The organism is Leisingera sp. (assembly GCF_982940295.1).
Genome location: NZ_CEYXRG010000006.1, coordinates 177106 through 192813 on the forward strand (window position 1 = coordinate 177106; position 15708 = coordinate 192813).

General features: G+C 62.6%; 14 protein-coding genes and 1 pseudogene. 11 read left to right on the plus strand and 4 right to left on the minus strand.

Annotated elements, in window-relative coordinates; translation table 11 throughout:
- A pseudogene (locus AC4HIX_RS08150) lies at positions 1 to 203 on the plus strand (primosomal protein N' (replication factor Y) - superfamily II helicase); the annotation flags it as partial.
- Positions 204 to 296: 93 nt separating this feature from the next.
- Here AC4HIX_RS08150 and AC4HIX_RS08155 read toward each other — a convergent pair.
- Positions 297 to 716: an Hsp20/alpha crystallin family protein gene (locus AC4HIX_RS08155; RefSeq protein WP_490398607.1), complete on the minus strand. Its 420-nt coding sequence runs from the start codon at positions 714 to 716 to the stop codon at positions 297 to 299.
- Positions 717 to 822: 106 nt separating this feature from the next.
- Between AC4HIX_RS08155 and AC4HIX_RS08160 the strand changes: the two genes are divergently transcribed.
- The 10 genes from AC4HIX_RS08160 (at position 823) to AC4HIX_RS08205 (ending at position 10693) form a co-directional block, all read left to right on the plus strand.
- A complete protein-coding gene (locus tag AC4HIX_RS08160) occupies positions 823 to 1527 on the plus strand; it encodes a nitroreductase (protein ID WP_490398608.1) in 705 nt (234 codons plus the stop codon).
- 22 nt (positions 1528 to 1549) lie between these two features.
- Positions 1550 to 1996, plus strand: coding sequence for a D-aminoacyl-tRNA deacylase (gene dtd, locus AC4HIX_RS08165; RefSeq protein ID WP_490398609.1), 447 nt, complete (start codon positions 1550 to 1552; stop codon positions 1994 to 1996).
- Positions 1997 to 2423: 427 nt separating this feature from the next.
- Positions 2424 to 4007 carry an ABC transporter substrate-binding protein gene (locus AC4HIX_RS08170; protein WP_490398610.1) on the plus strand — a complete coding sequence of 528 codons (1584 nt, stop codon included), beginning with the start codon at positions 2424 to 2426 and terminating at the stop codon, positions 4005 to 4007.
- On the plus strand, positions 4008 to 4964 hold the full coding sequence (locus AC4HIX_RS08175; protein ID WP_475050934.1) for an ABC transporter permease: 957 nt from the start codon (positions 4008 to 4010) through the stop codon (positions 4962 to 4964). It abuts the gene before it with no gap.
- On the plus strand, positions 4961 to 5776 hold the full coding sequence (locus tag AC4HIX_RS08180; RefSeq protein ID WP_475050933.1) for an ABC transporter permease: 816 nt from the start codon (positions 4961 to 4963) through the stop codon (positions 5774 to 5776). Before AC4HIX_RS08175 ends, AC4HIX_RS08180 begins: the two co-directional genes overlap by 4 nt.
- Positions 5773 to 7410 (plus strand): ABC transporter ATP-binding protein, encoded by a 1638-nt coding sequence (locus tag AC4HIX_RS08185; RefSeq protein ID WP_475050932.1) that lies wholly within the window; start codon positions 5773 to 5775, stop codon positions 7408 to 7410. Before AC4HIX_RS08180 ends, AC4HIX_RS08185 begins: the two co-directional genes overlap by 4 nt.
- Before the next feature lie 215 nt (positions 7411 to 7625).
- Entirely contained in the window at positions 7626 to 8267 is a 642-nt protein-coding gene (locus AC4HIX_RS08190) for a DUF1326 domain-containing protein (protein WP_490398611.1), read from the plus strand.
- Between the two features lie 12 nt (positions 8268 to 8279).
- Positions 8280 to 9098: a DUF2182 domain-containing protein gene (locus AC4HIX_RS08195; RefSeq protein WP_490398612.1), complete on the plus strand. Its 819-nt coding sequence runs from the start codon at positions 8280 to 8282 to the stop codon at positions 9096 to 9098.
- A gap of 132 nt (positions 9099 to 9230) precedes the next feature.
- Positions 9231 to 10067 carry an alkaline phosphatase family protein gene (locus tag AC4HIX_RS08200; protein ID WP_490398613.1) on the plus strand — a complete coding sequence of 279 codons (837 nt, stop codon included), beginning with the start codon at positions 9231 to 9233 and terminating at the stop codon, positions 10065 to 10067.
- Positions 10068 to 10135: 68 nt separating this feature from the next.
- Positions 10136 to 10693, plus strand: coding sequence for a DUF4453 domain-containing protein (locus AC4HIX_RS08205; protein ID WP_490398614.1), 558 nt, complete (start codon positions 10136 to 10138; stop codon positions 10691 to 10693).
- Between the two features lie 6 nt (positions 10694 to 10699).
- Here AC4HIX_RS08205 and AC4HIX_RS08210 read toward each other — a convergent pair whose 3' ends face one another.
- The 3 genes from AC4HIX_RS08210 to AC4HIX_RS08220 form a co-directional block, all read right to left on the minus strand.
- On the minus strand, positions 10700 to 11626 hold the full coding sequence (locus AC4HIX_RS08210; protein WP_475050926.1) for an alpha/beta hydrolase: 927 nt from the start codon (positions 11624 to 11626) through the stop codon (positions 10700 to 10702).
- A 119-nt stretch (positions 11627 to 11745) separates the two neighbouring features.
- Positions 11746 to 13641 (minus strand): acyl-CoA synthetase, encoded by a 1896-nt coding sequence (locus tag AC4HIX_RS08215; protein ID WP_490398615.1) that lies wholly within the window; start codon positions 13639 to 13641, stop codon positions 11746 to 11748.
- 210 nt (positions 13642 to 13851) lie between these two features.
- Positions 13852 to 15651: an ABC transporter transmembrane domain-containing protein gene (locus tag AC4HIX_RS08220; protein ID WP_490398616.1), complete on the minus strand. Its 1800-nt coding sequence runs from the start codon at positions 15649 to 15651 to the stop codon at positions 13852 to 13854.
- Positions 15652 to 15708 lie beyond the last annotated feature (57 nt).

Sequence of the window (15708 nt, forward strand, 5' to 3'; positions counted from 1 at the left end):
CCGATGTGACCTTCAAGCACATCCTGCTGCCGGTCTGGCTGGCGGCCTATAAGTACCGTGGCAAGACCTACCGCTTTGTGGTGAACGGGCAATCGGGCCGGGTGCAGGGCGAACGGCCCTATTCGGCCTGGAAGATTGCCGCTGCGGTTATTGCGGCCCTGGCGGTCGCAGCGGGCATTGCCCTGCTGGCCAACCAGCAGTAGCCCCTGGAAAGCGGAAGGGGGAGCAGCCTCCCCCTTCCTGATGCGGCCGGTTCCTTTCCCCGGCGCTGAGCCGGAACCGTGGCCGCCCCCCTGTCAGCCTTTGCTGATCTCGATCTTGCGTGCGGTTTCAGGCTGCTCCAGCGCCTTTTTCGGCACCGAAATATGCAGAACACCATCCTCCATTTTGGCAGAAGCCGCCTGTCCGTCGGCATCCTCCGGCAGGCGGAAAGAGCGGCGGAAGGCACCATACTGGCGTTCGCTGAAGTACCAGGTGTCGCCTGACTTCTCGGATTGGGTCTTCTTCTCGCCGCGGATCGTCAGCACGCCGTTGTCCACGGTCAGCTCGACATCCCCCAAGGCAACACCCGGAAGCTCCATCGCAATATCGTAAGCTTCTTTGCCCGACGACGCCTCCGTTGCGGGATTCAGCCAATCGGCGAGACGGGTTCCGAAGCTGCGGAAAGGATCGTAAAGCGACGGCCAGAAGCCGCCATGTTCGGTTTTTTCCACCATAGTCCAACCTCCTTTCGTGTTCCGGCCCATTGTACCTCTGACGCTGCGGCACTGCTTTGATCCCGCGCAATCGGGGCGCTTGCGCAAAGGAATTTCTGACGCCAGTGTGGCCCTCAGCCGCCTGGAGGAACTGGATGTGAAACCCGATCTGCAAAGCCTGGACGCCCTGTTTGCCGACCGCCACAGCTGCCGGGCCTTCCGCCCGGACCCAGTGCCGCGTGCGGTGATAGAAGACATTCTGCGAACGGCGCAGAAGGTGCCCTCCTGGTGCAATGCGCAGCCCTGGAAGGTGACCATTTGCAGCGGTGCCGAGACGGAACGTTTGCGGGCCGCCCTGCTCACGGCGGCGGAGGGTGGCGGGCACAGCCCGGACCTGCCCTTTCCAGATGGCTACTCAGCTGAGTACCAGCAGCGCCGCCGCGACTGCGGCTGGGCGCTCTATGAAGCTGTCGGCGTGCAAAAGGGCGACCGTGCGGGTTCAGCACGGCAGATGATGGAAAATTACCGGCTGTTCGGCGCACCGCATTGCGCGATCCTGTCGTCTCCGGCAGAGCTGGGATCTTATGGCGCGATGGATTGCGGCGGCTTTGTCGCCGCCTTCACACTGGCCGCCCAGGCCGCGGGGGTTTCGAGCATCCCGCAGGCAGCGGTTGCCTCCTTTGCGCCGCTGCTGCATGAGCTGCTGGACATACCGGACGACCGGATCATCCTCTGCGCCATTTCCTTCGGCTACGGCGACGGGAACCACCCGGCCAACGGGTTCCGCACCAGCCGGGCGGCGCTGGAGGAATTTGCCGACTGGCGCGGCTGAGACAGAACAAGGACAAACACAAATGCGGGCATTGATTCAACGGGTCAGCGAGGCCTCGGTCACGGTGGATGGCGAAACCGTGGGAGAGATCGGCCCCGGCCTGCTGATCCTGGTCTGCGCGATGCAGGGCGACAGCGAGGCGCAGGCGGATCAGCTCGCTGCCAAGATCTCCAAGCTCAGGATCTTCAAGGATGAAGGCGGCAAGATGAACCGCTCAGTGCTGGACACCGGCGGCAGCGCTTTGGTGGTCAGCCAGTTCACCCTGGCCGCCGACACCCGCCGCGGCAACCGGCCAGGATTTTCAACGGCTGCCGCCCCGGCCGATGGGGAGCGGCTGTATGAATACTTCGCGGATCAGCTGATACGGCTTGGCCTCGGCACCGCCAAAGGCCGGTTCGGTGCTGACATGAAAGTTCGGCTTCTGAACGACGGCCCGGTGACCATCTGGATGGACACGGAACAGGTCTGATCCACGCCGCCGGAGCGCTGCTGCGGACTGCAGCTGCACCGCCTCCGGCGCGGGCCGCACGCAGGTGGCGCACGTCATGCGGGCGGCGGCGGGGCGACGTTTTCAGGCCAGAAAGCATCGATTCTATCCCTGTTACCGCCAGCATTGCCCCTCAATCCGGCCAATTCATAAAAAATTCGTCATTTCTGCGCACAAAAATTTCCTGTCGCATTCCGGATGTTTTTTTGATTTACACCCGGCATGGCACCCAAAAACGGCACCTTGATTGAGAAAGGCGACCTTACCTTTGCAGGCCTTGCAGGCGCGTCCGAAGCCACGCCATGCGTTTCGCGAATAACGCTTGCGAGGTGGCAGCAAATGCGCAAATCTTGAACCACCAATCAAAAAAACGGGTGCCTGAAGCACCACAACCAATCGGGAGAACTCTATGAACAGACACATGCAGTATCTGGCCAGTCAGGCTGCGGCAGGCAAACTGTCCCGCCGCGACTTCCTGGGCAAGGCCGCCGCACTGGGCTTTACCGCTGTTTCCGCCAACCTGTTGCTGTCCACCGCCGCCAAGGCGGCCGGCCCGCAAAAAGGCGGCACCATCCGTCTCGGCCTGCAGGGCGGTTCCACCACCGACAGCCTGGACCCGGCGCTGGTCACCAACACTGTTGGCCTGATGGTCACCCGCCTGTGGGGTGAAACGCTGGTCGAGCTGGCCGACGACGGCGGCATCGAAGGCAAGCTCGCGGAAAGCTATGAAGCCTCCGCCGACGCCAAGACCTGGACCTTCAAGCTGCGCTCCGGTGTGACCTACTCGAACGGCCAGAACGTCACCGCTGACGACGTGGTCAAGACCATGGAGCGCCACAGCGGCGAGGACACCAAGTCCGGCGCCCTGGGCATCATGCGCGGCATCAAGGACGTGCGCGCGGACGGCGACAGCGTTGTCTTCGAACTGGACAGCCCGAACGCCGACCTGCCCTATCTGCTGGCAGACTACCACCTGATCATTCAGCCGAACGGCGGCAATGACGATCCGGCAGCAGCCATCGGCACCGGCCCCTACATCATGAAGTCCGCCGACATGGGCGTGCGCTTCGTGGCCGAGAAGAACCCGAACTACTGGGGCGATCTGGGCAACGCGGACACCGTCGAGATCATCGTCATCAACGACGACACCGCCCGCGTCGCCGCGCTGCAGTCCGGTCAGGTGGACGTGATCGACCGGGTGCCGCCGCGCACCGCGAAACTGGTGGACCGTGCGCCGAACATCACCGTGCACTCGACCTCCGCGGCCGGCCACTATGTGTTCATCATGCACTGCAACACCGCGCCGTTCGACAACAACGACGTGCGCCTGGCGCTGAAATACGGCATCAACCGCCAGGAAATGGTCGACAAGATCCTGAACGGCTACGGCACCGTCGGCAACGACACCCCGATCAACGCCTCCTATCCGATGTACACCGAGCTGGAACAGCGCCAGTTCGATCCGGACAAGGCGATGCACCACCTGAAGAAGTCCGGCCACGACGGCTCCATCCTGCTGCGCACCTCGGACAACTCCTTCCCGGGCGCGCCGGACGCATCTGCCCTGTTCCAGCAGTCGCTGGCAGGCGCGGGCATCAAGCTGGACGTCAAGCGCGAGCCGAACGACGGCTACTGGTCGGAAGTCTGGAACAACAAGCCGTTCTGCACCAGCTATTGGGGCGGCCGTCCGACCCAGGACCAGATGTTCACCACCGCCTACCTGTCGACTGCGGACTGGAACGACACCCGCTTCAACAACGAGCAATTCGACCAGATGCTGGTCGCAGCGCGCGGCGAGCTGGACGTTGCCAAGCGGACCCAGATGTATGCCGACATGTCGACGATCCTGCGCGACGAAGGCGGCCTGATCTGCCCGATGTTCAACGACTTTGTCGAGGCAACCACCGACAAGGTGGACGGCTGGGTCGAGGGCATCCCGGGCCAGGTTCTGATGAACGGCTATGCGGCCAGCAAGCTGTGGGTCAAAGCCTAAATGTCGCCGATTGTAAAACTTCTGGCTCAGCGCGTTGCGCTGAGCCTGCTTCTTTTGCTGCTTATCTCAGTGGTGATCTTTGCCGGCACCATCGTGCTGCCCGGAGATGTCGCCCAGTCCATCCTCGGCCAGTCAGCAACCCCTGAAGCGCTCGCCAACCTGCGGGCAGAGCTTGGCGTCAACGATCCTCCTGTCCAACGCTATTTCGCCTGGCTCTTCGGTGCCATGCAGGGCGATCTTGGCACTGCGCTGACCAGTGGCCAGGACATCGCCGAGGCTCTGAGCAGCCGTTTCTGGAACACCCTGTTCCTGGCCTTCTGGGCCGCCGTGGTCGCCGTTCCGCTGGCAATTTTCCTGGGCCTGCTTGCCGTCCGTTTCAAGGACCGCTGGCCCGACAAGATGATCTCGGCCGTAACCCTGGCCTCAATCTCCATCCCCGAATTCCTGATTGGCTATGTGCTGATGTACTTCATTGCAGTGAAGCTGCAGTGGTTCCCGTCCGTTGCAATGGTCAACGACAGCATGAGCCTGTTTGAGAAGCTGAGCGCCATCGCCCTGCCGGTTGCGGTGCTGACCCTGGTGGTGCTGGCGCACATGATGCGCATGACCCGCGCCGCGATCCTCAACGTGATGCAGTCAGCCTATATCGAAACCGCTGAGCTGAAGGGCCTCAACGCTTTTCAGGTGATCTACCGCCATGCCTTCCCGAACGCGATTGCGCCGATTGTCAACGTGGTGATGCTGAACCTCGCCTATCTGGTGGTTGGCGTCGTGGTGATCGAGGTGGTCTTTGTCTACCCCGGCATGGGCCAGTACCTGGTTGACCACGTGTCCAAGCGCGATGTGCCGGTTGTGCAGGCCTGCGGCCTGATCTTTGCCGCCGTCTATATCGGCCTCAACATGATCGCCGATATCGTCGCTATCCTGAGCAACCCGCGCCTGAGGCATCCGAAATGAAGAATATCCCCATTTCTGCACTCATCGGGCTGTTCTTCACGGCCCTCTATTTCCTCGGCGCCATCTTTGCGCCGCTGCTGGCGCCCTATGGCGTTGGCGAAATCGTCGGCGACGTTTGGGAGCCCTCCAGCAGCGATTACCTGCTGGGCACCGACAACATCGGCCGCGACCTTCTCAGCCGGATGATCTATGGCGGCCGCACCACCATCTTCATCGCAACGGCTGCAACTGTCCTGTCCTTCACCCTGGGCTCCGTCCTCGGCTTCTTTGCTGCGGTGATGGGCGGATGGGTCGACCAGGCTCTGTCGCGTTTCGTCGACCTGGTGATGTCGATCCCGACGCTGATCTTCGCCCTGGTTGTGCTGTCGGTGGCGCCGGTCACCATTCCGATGCTGATCCTGGTGATGGGCCTTCTGGACGCCACACGCGTTTACCGTCTGGCCCGTGCCGTTGCGGTCGATATCGAGGTGATGGACTACGTCGAAGCCGCCCGCCTGCGCGGTGAGAAGACCGCCTGGATCATCTTCCGCGAGATCCTGCCCAACGCGCTGTCGCCGCTGATCGCGGAGATGGGCCTGCGCTTCATCTTTGCGGTCCTGTTTGTCTCCACCCTGTCTTTCCTGGGCCTGGGCGTGCAGCCGCCAGAGGCTGACTGGGGCGGCATCGTGAAGGAGAACAAGGAAGGCATCGTCTACGGCATTCCTGCGGCCCTGATCCCGGCCTTTGCCATCGCCACCCTGGCGATCTCGGTCAACCTGGTGGCTGACTGGGTGCTGAACCGGACCACATCGCTGAAAGGAGGCCGCGGATGAGCGATACCCTGTTGAAAGTCCGCGACCTGAAAATCGGCGCGACCATCTACCCGCCCGGGGAACGCCCCCGCGACATCGAGATCGTGCACGGGGTCAGTTTTGACCTCGCGCCCGGCAAGGTCCTGGGACTGATCGGTGAATCCGGTGCCGGCAAATCGACCATCGGGCTCGCCTCCATGGCCTACGGCCGCGGCGGCGTGAAGATCACCGGTGGCGAGGTCTGGGTCAACGGACGTGACATCCTGAAGGGCAGCCACAAGGATATCCGCAAGCTGCGCGGTGCCGAAGTGACCTATGTTTCGCAATCGGCAGCTGCCTCCTTCAACCCGGCCAAGAAGATCATGGACCAGGTTGTCGAGGCCGCGGTGGAGCAGAAGAAGTTCTCCCGCAAGGAAGCCGAGGCCCGCGCCCGCACTCTGTTTGCCAAGCTGGGCCTGCCGGATCCAGACAACATCGGCGAGCGGTACCCGCACCAGGTGTCCGGTGGCCAGCTGCAGCGCTGCATGACTGCGCTGGCGCTCTGCCCGGAGCCCGATCTGGTCGTGTTCGACGAGCCGACCACCGCGCTCGACGTGACCACCCAGATCGACGTCCTGATGGCGATCAAGGAAGCGATCCGCGACACCGGCGTCGCTGCGCTCTACATCACCCACGACCTGGCGGTTGTGGCGCAGGTGAGCGACGACATCATGGTGCTTAAAATGGGCAACACGGTCGAATACGGCAACGTTGACCAGATCATCAATGATCCGCAGGAGGAGTATACCAAGGCGCTGGTCTCGGTCCGCTCCATCGAGCATGAGGAAAAGGCCCCGACCGCCGAGCCGGTGCTAAGCGTGCGCAACATAACGGCGCGCTACAAGGGCACCCAGTTCGACGTGCTGCACAATGTGAACGTCGATCTGTATCCCGGCCAGACGCTGGCGGTGGTGGGCGAGTCCGGCTCCGGCAAGTCGACCCTCGCCCGCGTGATCACCGGCTTGCTGCCGCCGCGCGAGGGCGAGATCGAATTTGCCGGCCGCACCCTCTCGCCCGACCTCAAGGGGCGCACCCGCGAGGACCTGCGCGAGCTTCAGATGATCTACCAGATGGCAGACGTGGCAATGAACCCGCGCCAGACCGTCGGCACCATCATCGGTCGCCCGCTGGAGTTCTACTTCGGTATGCGGGGCAAGGAGAAGCGCAAGCGGATCGTCGAGCTGCTGGACGAGATCGAGCTGGGCGAGAAGTTCATCGACCGCTACCCTGCAGAGCTGTCCGGCGGCCAGAAGCAGCGCGTCTGCATCGCCCGGTCGCTGGCGGCCAAGCCCAAGATGATCATCTGCGACGAGGTCACCTCGGCACTCGATCCGTTGGTGGCAGACGGCATCCTCAAGCTGCTCCTGGAGCTGCAGAAGATCGAGAATGTGGCCTACCTGTTCATCACCCACGATCTGGCAACCGTACGCGCCATCTCGGACAACATTGCGGTGATGTATCAGGGCAAGGTGCAGCGCTACGGCGGTAAGTCCAAAGTGCTGAGCCCGCCGTTCGATGACTACACCGACCTGCTGCTGAGTTCCGTACCAGAGATGAAGCTCGGCTGGCTGGAGGAAGTGATCGCCCACCGCAAGATGGAAAGCGCCGGCCACTGAAACCACCCCAGGGTGCAAAGCCCCTGCCCCAGTGCGGGCGGGGGCTTTTTCCTTTTTCAGCCCTTCCCGTTTTGTGGTACTTTGACGCCACAGGGAGAATGCGGCGAAACCTGCCGCAAACAATAGCATCATAACTGAGCGCAGCTGAATTCCTGCAGGCCGAGCCCGAAACCTCCGGGCAGTTTTGCTTTTCAGGCAGAACAGGAGGGAATCTCATGACGGATTGGGCCATTCACGGACTGGAAATTGCCAACTGCAACTGCTTGCCGGGCTGCCCCTGCCAGTTTTCGCAGCTGCCTAACGACGGCACCTGCGAGGCAATGCTGACCTTCCGCATCGACATCGGGCACTACGGGGATACCAAGCTGGATGGCCTGCTGGCCGCAGCGATCTACAAGTGGCCGGGCCCGATCCACGAGGGCAACGGCGAGATGCAGCTGATCATTGATGAGCGTGCCACCGCGGACCAGAAGGCCGCGCTGGAAGCCATCATGACCGGCCAGGACACCGCCGATTTTGCGACGATGTTCTTTGTCTTCAACGCCATGTGCACGACCAAGCACGACACCCTGAGCGCGCCGGTCTCCCTGAGCTATGACAAGCAAACCGGCAAGGGCCATGCCAAGGCCGGTGATATCGGTGAAACCTCAGTGGAACCGATACCGCATATCGTTTCCGGAGACCCGCATTCCGTGCAGATCAAACTGCCGAACGGGTTTGAGTACGCCGAGGCCTCGGTGGCACGGGGCAGCACCCGCACCCCAGGCTCTGCCATCAGCCTGCAAAAGAACAGCAACACGCACGCCCATATCGCAGAACTGCACCTGACCGGTTCAGGCGTCCAGCGCGCGGCATAAGCAGCGATGGGCGTGCAGCAGGACATGCAGGGGCCTGCCGAAAGGCTGGCCCGCCACGACCAGGCAATAGTCATCAGCGCGGCCGGGTTTGTTGTGCTGCTGAGCGGGCTCTACACCGTCTTTGGCATCGGAATGGACATGAGCGCGGTTGACATGACCCGCATGGCCGGCCCGGTCGGTGCGCCTATGCAAATGGGGGCGGACCCGGTCTGGACACCAGCCTACACAGTCCTGATCTTCCTGATGTGGTGGATCATGATGATTGCCATGATGACACCCAGCGCAGCCCCTGTCCTGCTGCTGTTCACCGCCATCAAGAAAGCCGGCTCCCGCCCCGCCCAGGCTCCGCTGCTGAGCCTCTTGTTCCTGAGCGGCTACCTGCTGGCCTGGGGCGCCTTTTCGGCGGCAGCCACCGCCTTGCAGTGGGGGCTGGAAACAGTTGGGCTGTCGGATGGCCCGATGATGTCGCTCAGCAGCCGTGCCTTTGCGGGTGCTTTGCTGCTGGCGGCGGGCGCCTATCAGTTTACCCCCTACAAGCACGCCTGCCTTCTTCATTGCCGTATGCCGGTACATTTCCTGACCGCGCATCACCGCACAGGTTTGGCTGGTGCTGTGCTGATGGGCGCCCACCACGGGGCGTATTGCCTGGGCTGCTGCTGGGCATTGATGCTGCTGCTGTTCGCCGGCGGGGTCATGAACCTTTACTGGATCGCAGGCATTGCATTGTACGTGCTTGCGGAAAAGCAACTGGCGCATGTTCGGCTGTTCGTCCCGGCAGCCGGCATCCTGCTGATGCTGGCCGGCGTCTACCTGATTGCCACCGCATTCTGAGTCGCAATCGACGTGCCGGATCTCCCGAAAATGCCGGTTTCAGACCATCCATTCGCTTTTTGAATGGCGCTTCAAGAATCTGACACCAAAATGGGGCACCGAAGCCACCGCAAGGCAAAAAGGATTCGGGCCATGGACACCAAACTTCTTCTCATCATTCTGGACGGCGTGCCCTGGCGCAACTTCCGCCGCCTGTTCGGCAACCTGGAAGGATGGGTGGACAGCGGCGATGCCCGCGTCTGGAAGCTGCGCAGCGTGCTGCCGTCGATTTCGGCCAGCTGCTATGCCTCGATCCATACCGGCGTGGCGCCAGCCATTCACGGCTGCACCGGCAACGCCAATGTGTTCCGGCTCAAGGAAAAGGACGTGTTCAGCCAGGTTCGCGAAGCTGGCGGCGTGACCGGTGCGGTGGCGCACAGCTACTGGTCCTCGTTCTTTAACCGCCACCCGTTCGATTACATCCGCGACATCGAATACGACGAGCCTGAAGGCAAGACAATCAACCACGGCCGCTTCCACACCATGACCGGCTATGGCAAGGACAACCAGATGACCCCGTCCGATGTCGATCTGTTCGGCACGCTGACCAATCTCTGCCTGCGCTTCGGCCTGGATTACGGAATGCTGCACACCTGCACGCTGGACAGCATGGGCCACCGCTATTTCCACGACTGCCAGGAAATGGACCACGCCTGTTTCGTGATGGACGAGATGCTGGCCCCCTTCATCACCCGCTGGCGCGATCTGGGCTACGAGGTGATCGTCACCGCAGACCACGGCCAGGACGAGCGCGGCCACCACGGCGGCCGCAGCCCGCTGCAGCAGGAAACCGCGCTCTATTACTTTGGCGATGCCGACGGCCCCGACCACAGCGATGTCATCGACCAGCGCCAGCTGGCGCCGACCATCCTTAAACGGCTGGGGGCACCCATTGCCGAAACCATGAAGGCGGAACCTTTCCTGAAGTAACGCGACTGCGGCGGCTGTGTGCTAGGATAGCTTTCAGCCGCCGTTTCCAGTTGCCAGGAATGATTGCCATGAAATGCCTTGTTGCCGCCCTATCCCTGTTTGCCGCGCCGGTTCTGGCCAGCGATACCTGCCACGACCTGTGGTTCACCAGAAACGCAATCATCGACCGGGCAGGCTACTGCTTTGGCTCGCCTCTGGGGCAGGCCATCTTTGACAACACCGGTTGCATCGGAAAATTCGTCAACCTGCCGCCGCAAGACGCGCGGACGGTGGCACTGATCAGAGAACTGGAAGGGCGCATAGGCTGCCGGGTCAGTAACAAGCAGTCCTATCTGAACCTGGACGACTTGCATCTGCGCTATCAGCTGTGGGACTTGCCGGTGCACGATGAATTCGAGGGCGCCTGCCTGGGCTGGCTGGGGCCTGTGATGGGCCTTCGGGCCGGGCACCGGCCGGACGCCCCTCTGGTCGGGCAGATCAATCCCGGCGACTACATAAAGTTTTCGCATATCCCGGTTGGCAACTGGACCTACGTCACCACCTCGGGCCCGGATTGGCAGTTCATCAGCGGAGGCTGGCTGGACACCTCGCTGTACGAGGAGCGGTGCCGCGACTTTGCCGGCTAGACGGGTCTAATCGTCATAAGCCCAGATCCCCTGCCCCAGTGCTTCTATCGCAATCGAGATCCGCTCGAAACTGTCGCGGGCGCGGCTGACGCTGTGGCGGGCACGCAGATAGCCGTGGATCAGCCCAGGCTCGTTGATCCAATGCGCTTTGCCGCCGTCGGCGAGGATGCGGTCCCGGTAATCGCGCGAGTCGTCCCGGACCGGATCGCAATCTGCGGTCACCAGAACCGTCGGCGGCAAACCGGAAAAATCGCTGTCCCGCAGAGGCGCAAACAGAGGGTCGCCCTTGGCCGCGGCTTTGTCCGTCCGGATGTCCATGTAATACAGAACATCCTCGCGGGTCAGCATCGGCGCCTGCGCGTGTTCGATATAGGATCCCTGGTCCATATCGCCGCCAAAGACACCGTAGATCAGCACCTGCCCCAGCAGCGCATCGGTCCGCCCCCGCGCGTGGTGCGCCACAGCAGCACAGATGTTCGCCCCGGCGCTGTCGCCCGCCAGCACGACCCCCTTGCCATAGGTCTCCTCGACCCAGTTCAGCACCGTCCAGGCGTCTTCGAACGCGGCGGGGTGCTTGTGCTCCGGCGCCAGGCGGTAATCCACCGCCACCACCCGGTAGCCGGTCTGGACGCAGATCTCGGCGCATATGTCGTCGTGGCTGTCGAGCCCCCCGACCACAAATCCGCCGCCATGGCAGTAAAGCACCGTGCGGGTAGGATCGCCCGCAGTATAGATACGCACTGGCACACCATCGGCCCGGGAGTTCTTGAGGGACACGACGTCCGGCCGCGGCGCCCGGAATTCCCGCGCCATGGAGTCGTAGATGCGGCGCTGCTCGTCTATGGACATCTCCACGGCATCATCAGGGTAGAGTTCCCCGGTCTTCTGGATGAAATCCCAGGTCTCCTCGTCGATCAGCCGTTCGTAATCCATCTGCGAGCCTCCCTGCACGCCCCGGTTTTCCCGAGCCTAGGCAGAGATTCCCGCAAATGGAATGCCTGATTGAAAAAGCGCCCCGCAGGGCGCTTCTGAAGTTGCGTGTTCCCGCAGCATCATGCCGCTTGTGCGGGCTCCCACGGGCGGGTGAAGCTGTTCAAAACGCCGGAAATCTCCGCCTCGGCGCAGCCATTGGCTTCCACCTGGGCCACAAGCCCGCGCTTCTTGTCATCTGTGACACTGACAACACGCGCGGCCAGGCCCGCCTTCTCCAGCGCGCCGTTGTAGACGCGGGTGATGGCGTGTTTGCGCAGGTCGGGCTTGAACACCTTGCCAACGGCAGTTTTCGGCAAAGCGTCCAGCACGGTCAGGTGCTTGGGGATCGCCGCGCGCTCATGCACGTGGATCTTGCAGTATTCCAGCAGTTCCTGCTCGCTGGCCGTGGCACCCTCCACCAGCTCAACAAAAGCACAGGGCAGCTCCCCGGAATGGGCGTCCGGCTGGCCGATCGCTCCGGCAAAAGCCACCGCGGCATGGCCCAGGAGCGCTTCTTCGATCTCCGCCGGGTCGATGTTGTGGCCGCCGCGGATGATCAGGTCCTTGGCGCGGCCGGTGATCCAAAGATAGCCATCCTCGTCGATGCGGCCCAAGTCCCCTGTGCGCAGGAATTTCTCCTGATAGTAGAGGTCCACGTTTTTTTCGGCCTCGGTATAGGTGTTGCCGGCAAAGACCCCCGGGTTGGAAACGCAGATCTCGCCAACCTCATCCACCCCGCATTCCATCGGTCCGCCATTGGTGTGCTTGACGATCCGCACCTCCGTGTAGGGCAGCGGGATGCCGACTGACCCGACCTTCTTCTCACCGCCCGGCGGGTTGCAAGACACCAGACAAGTGGCCTCGGTCAGGCCATAGCCTTCGACAATGGTGACGCCTGAAGCGCTTTCGAACCGCTTGAACAGCTCCATCGGCATTGGCGCCGACCCCGAGAAGGCGGTTTTCACCGACGAGATATCCGCGTTCACCTCCCGCTGCATCAGCGCCGATACCGCCGTGGGCACGGTGATGATGAAGGTGATGTTCCAGCGCTCTATCAGCTTCCAGAAGTTGTCGAACACGCCCTCGCCGCGATAGCCCTGCGGTGTCGGGAACACCACATGCGCGCCAGAAGACACCGCTGCCATCAGAATGACATGCACCGCAAAGACGTGGAACAGCGGCAGCGGGCAGATGATGTTGTCTTCCTCGCTGAACAGCAGGGTACTGCCCAGCCAGCCGTTGTAGACCAGACCCGAGTATTTGTGCTGCGCCACCTTGGGCATGCCCGTGGTGCCGCCAGTGTGGAAATAACAGGCGACCCGGTCGCCGTCACTGTCGGCGAAGCTCAGCGTCTTGGGATGCTTCGCCATTTCCTTGGCAAAGTTCATGTAATCGGCATGGGCAGCCTTGGCCTGGTTTTCCAGCTTGGGCCGCACCAGCGGCACGATCCAGGATTTGGGCGGTGTGAGATAGCGGTTCAGGTCCACTTCCAGCACTGTGTTCACGCCCGGCGCATGGCGCACTGCCTCGGCCACTTTCTGCGCCACGTCGGTCTTGGGGAAAGGCCGCAGGGTCACCACCACCTTGGCCTTGGTCTCGCGCAGGATCGAGGCGATCTGCTCCGGCTCCAAGAGCGGGTTGATCGGGTTCACGATCCCCGCCACCGCGCCGCCCAGCATGGTCACCAGCGTCTCGTTGCAGTTCGGAAGCACATAGGCGACCACGTCCTTTTCGCCGATGCCCAGCGACCGGAACATGTTGGCCGCCTGGCACACCTGCTCTTTCAGCGTGCGCCAGGTCAGGGTTTCCGCCTTGTCCTTGGGGCCAGAGAAGATCTGATAGCTGACCGCGTTGCTGTCCGGATATTTGTCCGCCGTGCGCGACAGCAGCCCATACAGCGTGGCTGGAAGATCCCGCGCCTCATACGGCATTTCATTCTGCAGCGCGTTACGGTCCGTAATCCCGCAAAAACCCATTCGTCTCCTCCCCGTGCCCCGGTGTTTCGGGGTGTGTTCTCGTTCGCCACAGACTATTGCAAACACGCATTTGCGCAAGCTTTGGCACCGGGTCACGTCAAGGCAGGTTGCGGCATGACGTGACGCCAATTCCGCCGAGATACGGGCGATTGCCGAAAAAAACGCCCCGGACAGGGTCCGGGGCGTCAGGAATCATGCAAAAGCTTTCGGTTATTCTGCCGCCAGCCCCTCGGTGAACTGCAGCTTGGCCAGCCGCGCGTACAGACCGCCCTGCGCCACCAGTTCATCATGGCTGCCCATGGCTACGATCCGCCCCTGGTCCATCACCACGATCCGGTCAGCCTTTTTCACAGTGGCAAGACGGTGCGCGACGATCAGAGTGGTGCGGCCCTGGCTCAATTCATCCACCGCGGCCTGCACCAGCCGTTCGCTTTCCGCATCAAGTGCCGAGGTCGCCTCATCCAGCAGCAGCACCGGCGCATCGCGCAGGATCGCGCGGGCAATGGCGATCCGCTGCTTCTGTCCGCCCGACAGCATCACCCCGCGCTCGCCGACAAAGCTGTCGTAGCCATCCGGCAGTTTCGAGATGAACTCATGCGCCGCGGCAGCCTTGGCAGCAGCTTCAACTTCCGCGTCAGAGGCGTCCGGGCGGCCAAAGCGGATGTTCTCGCGCGCCGACGCGGCAAAGATCACCGGATCCTGCGGCACCAGCGCAATATGGCGGCGGAACTCGTCCCGCTGCAAATGCTTCAGCGCCACGCCGTCCAGCTTAACCGCGCCCTGATTGGGATCATAGAACCGCTGCAGCAACTGGATAATGGTGGTCTTCCCCGCACCGGACGGGCCGACAAAGGCAACTGTTTCGCCCGGCTGCACGGTCAGCGACACCTCCTCCAGCGCTGAGACGTCCGGGCGCGACGGATAGCGGAAGGAAACATTCTCGAACGCGATCTCGCCCTTCACTGGCGCGGGCAGAACCTGCGCCGCTGCCGGATCCACCACGGTGTCCTCAGCGTTCAGCAGTTCCACCAGCCGTTCGGTCGCGCCTGCAGCCCGCTGCAACTCGCTCCAGATCTCAGACAGCGCAGCGACAGAGCCCGCAACCAGCACCGCGTAGATCACGAACTGGATCAGCGTGCCCTCGGACATCACACCGGCGCGCACATCGTTGGCGCCCATCCACAGAACGCCGACAATGCCGGAAAACACCAGGAAGATCACGATCACAGTCAGCAGGGCCCGGGTCCGGATCCGGCGGCGGGAGACGTCGTAGGCGGTTTCCGTCATCTCGCCGAACTTCAGGCGGCTGGCGTCCTCATGGGTGAAGGCCTGCACTGTCTGCACCGCCCCCAGCGCCTCCCCCGCATTGCCGGAAGAGGCCGCGATCCAGTCCTGGTTCTCCTTGCTGATGGCGCGCAGGCGGCGGCCCAGAAACAGAATCGGGACGATCACCGCAGGCACGATCAGCAGCACCATCATCGTGAGTTTCGCCGAGGTCAGCAGCATCAGAACCATACCGCCGAGGAAAATCAGCAGGTTGCGCAGCGCAATCGACACCGAAGACCCCAGCACCGACTGGATCAACGTGGTGTCGGTGGTGATCCGGCTCAGGACCTCACCAGTCATGATGCGTTCGTAGAACTCCGGGCTCATGCCGATCACCCGGTCGAACACAGCCTTGCGGATATCGGCGACGACCCGTTCGCCCAGGCGCGTCACCAGCGCGTAGCGCACGCCCGTGCCCACGGCCAGCAGCGCCGCAATCACGAGGGCCGCACTGAAATAGAGGTTCAGCAGCTCGGAATCGGAAACCCGGAAGTTGTCCACCACCCGGCGCACCGCCAAGGGCAGCGTCAGCGACAGCGCTGCCGTCAGCACCAGCGCGCAGGTGGCTGCGAACATCAGTCCCCGGTAGGGCCGCATAAACGGCCACAGGGCCGAGAGCACGCCAATCTTCCGGGACTTCTCCCGCTCCTGTTCCGCGTTCGGGGCCGCTTGTCTCCGCGCCATTCCGGATCCTTCTGCACTTTCAGTCTTGCGGGCTGAGATCCCGCGCATTTGCCAATG

Bases quoted from the DNA above. Each gene is read 5' to 3' on its own strand.
- AC4HIX_RS08155 (WP_490398607.1), bottom strand. From the start codon at position 716: ATGGTGGAAAAAACCGAACATGGCGGCTTCTGGCCGTCGCTTTACGAT.
- dtd (WP_490398609.1), top strand. From the start codon at position 1,550: ATGCGGGCATTGATTCAACGGGTCAGCGAGGCCTCGGTCACGGTGGAT.
- AC4HIX_RS08170 (WP_490398610.1), top strand. From the start codon at position 2,424: ATGAACAGACACATGCAGTATCTGGCCAGTCAGGCTGCGGCAGGCAAA.
- AC4HIX_RS08175 (WP_475050934.1), top strand. From the start codon at position 4,008: ATGTCGCCGATTGTAAAACTTCTGGCTCAGCGCGTTGCGCTGAGCCTG.
- AC4HIX_RS08180 (WP_475050933.1), top strand. From the start codon at position 4,961: ATGAAGAATATCCCCATTTCTGCACTCATCGGGCTGTTCTTCACGGCC.
- AC4HIX_RS08185 (WP_475050932.1), top strand. From the start codon at position 5,773: ATGAGCGATACCCTGTTGAAAGTCCGCGACCTGAAAATCGGCGCGACC.
- AC4HIX_RS08190 (WP_490398611.1), top strand. From the start codon at position 7,626: ATGACGGATTGGGCCATTCACGGACTGGAAATTGCCAACTGCAACTGC.
- AC4HIX_RS08200 (WP_490398613.1), top strand. From the start codon at position 9,231: ATGGACACCAAACTTCTTCTCATCATTCTGGACGGCGTGCCCTGGCGC.
- AC4HIX_RS08205 (WP_490398614.1), top strand. From the start codon at position 10,136: ATGAAATGCCTTGTTGCCGCCCTATCCCTGTTTGCCGCGCCGGTTCTG.
- AC4HIX_RS08210 (WP_475050926.1), bottom strand. From the start codon at position 11,626: ATGGATTACGAACGGCTGATCGACGAGGAGACCTGGGATTTCATCCAG.
- AC4HIX_RS08215 (WP_490398615.1), bottom strand. From the start codon at position 13,641: ATGGGTTTTTGCGGGATTACGGACCGTAACGCGCTGCAGAATGAAATG.
- AC4HIX_RS08220 (WP_490398616.1), bottom strand. From the start codon at position 15,651: ATGGCGCGGAGACAAGCGGCCCCGAACGCGGAACAGGAGCGGGAGAAG.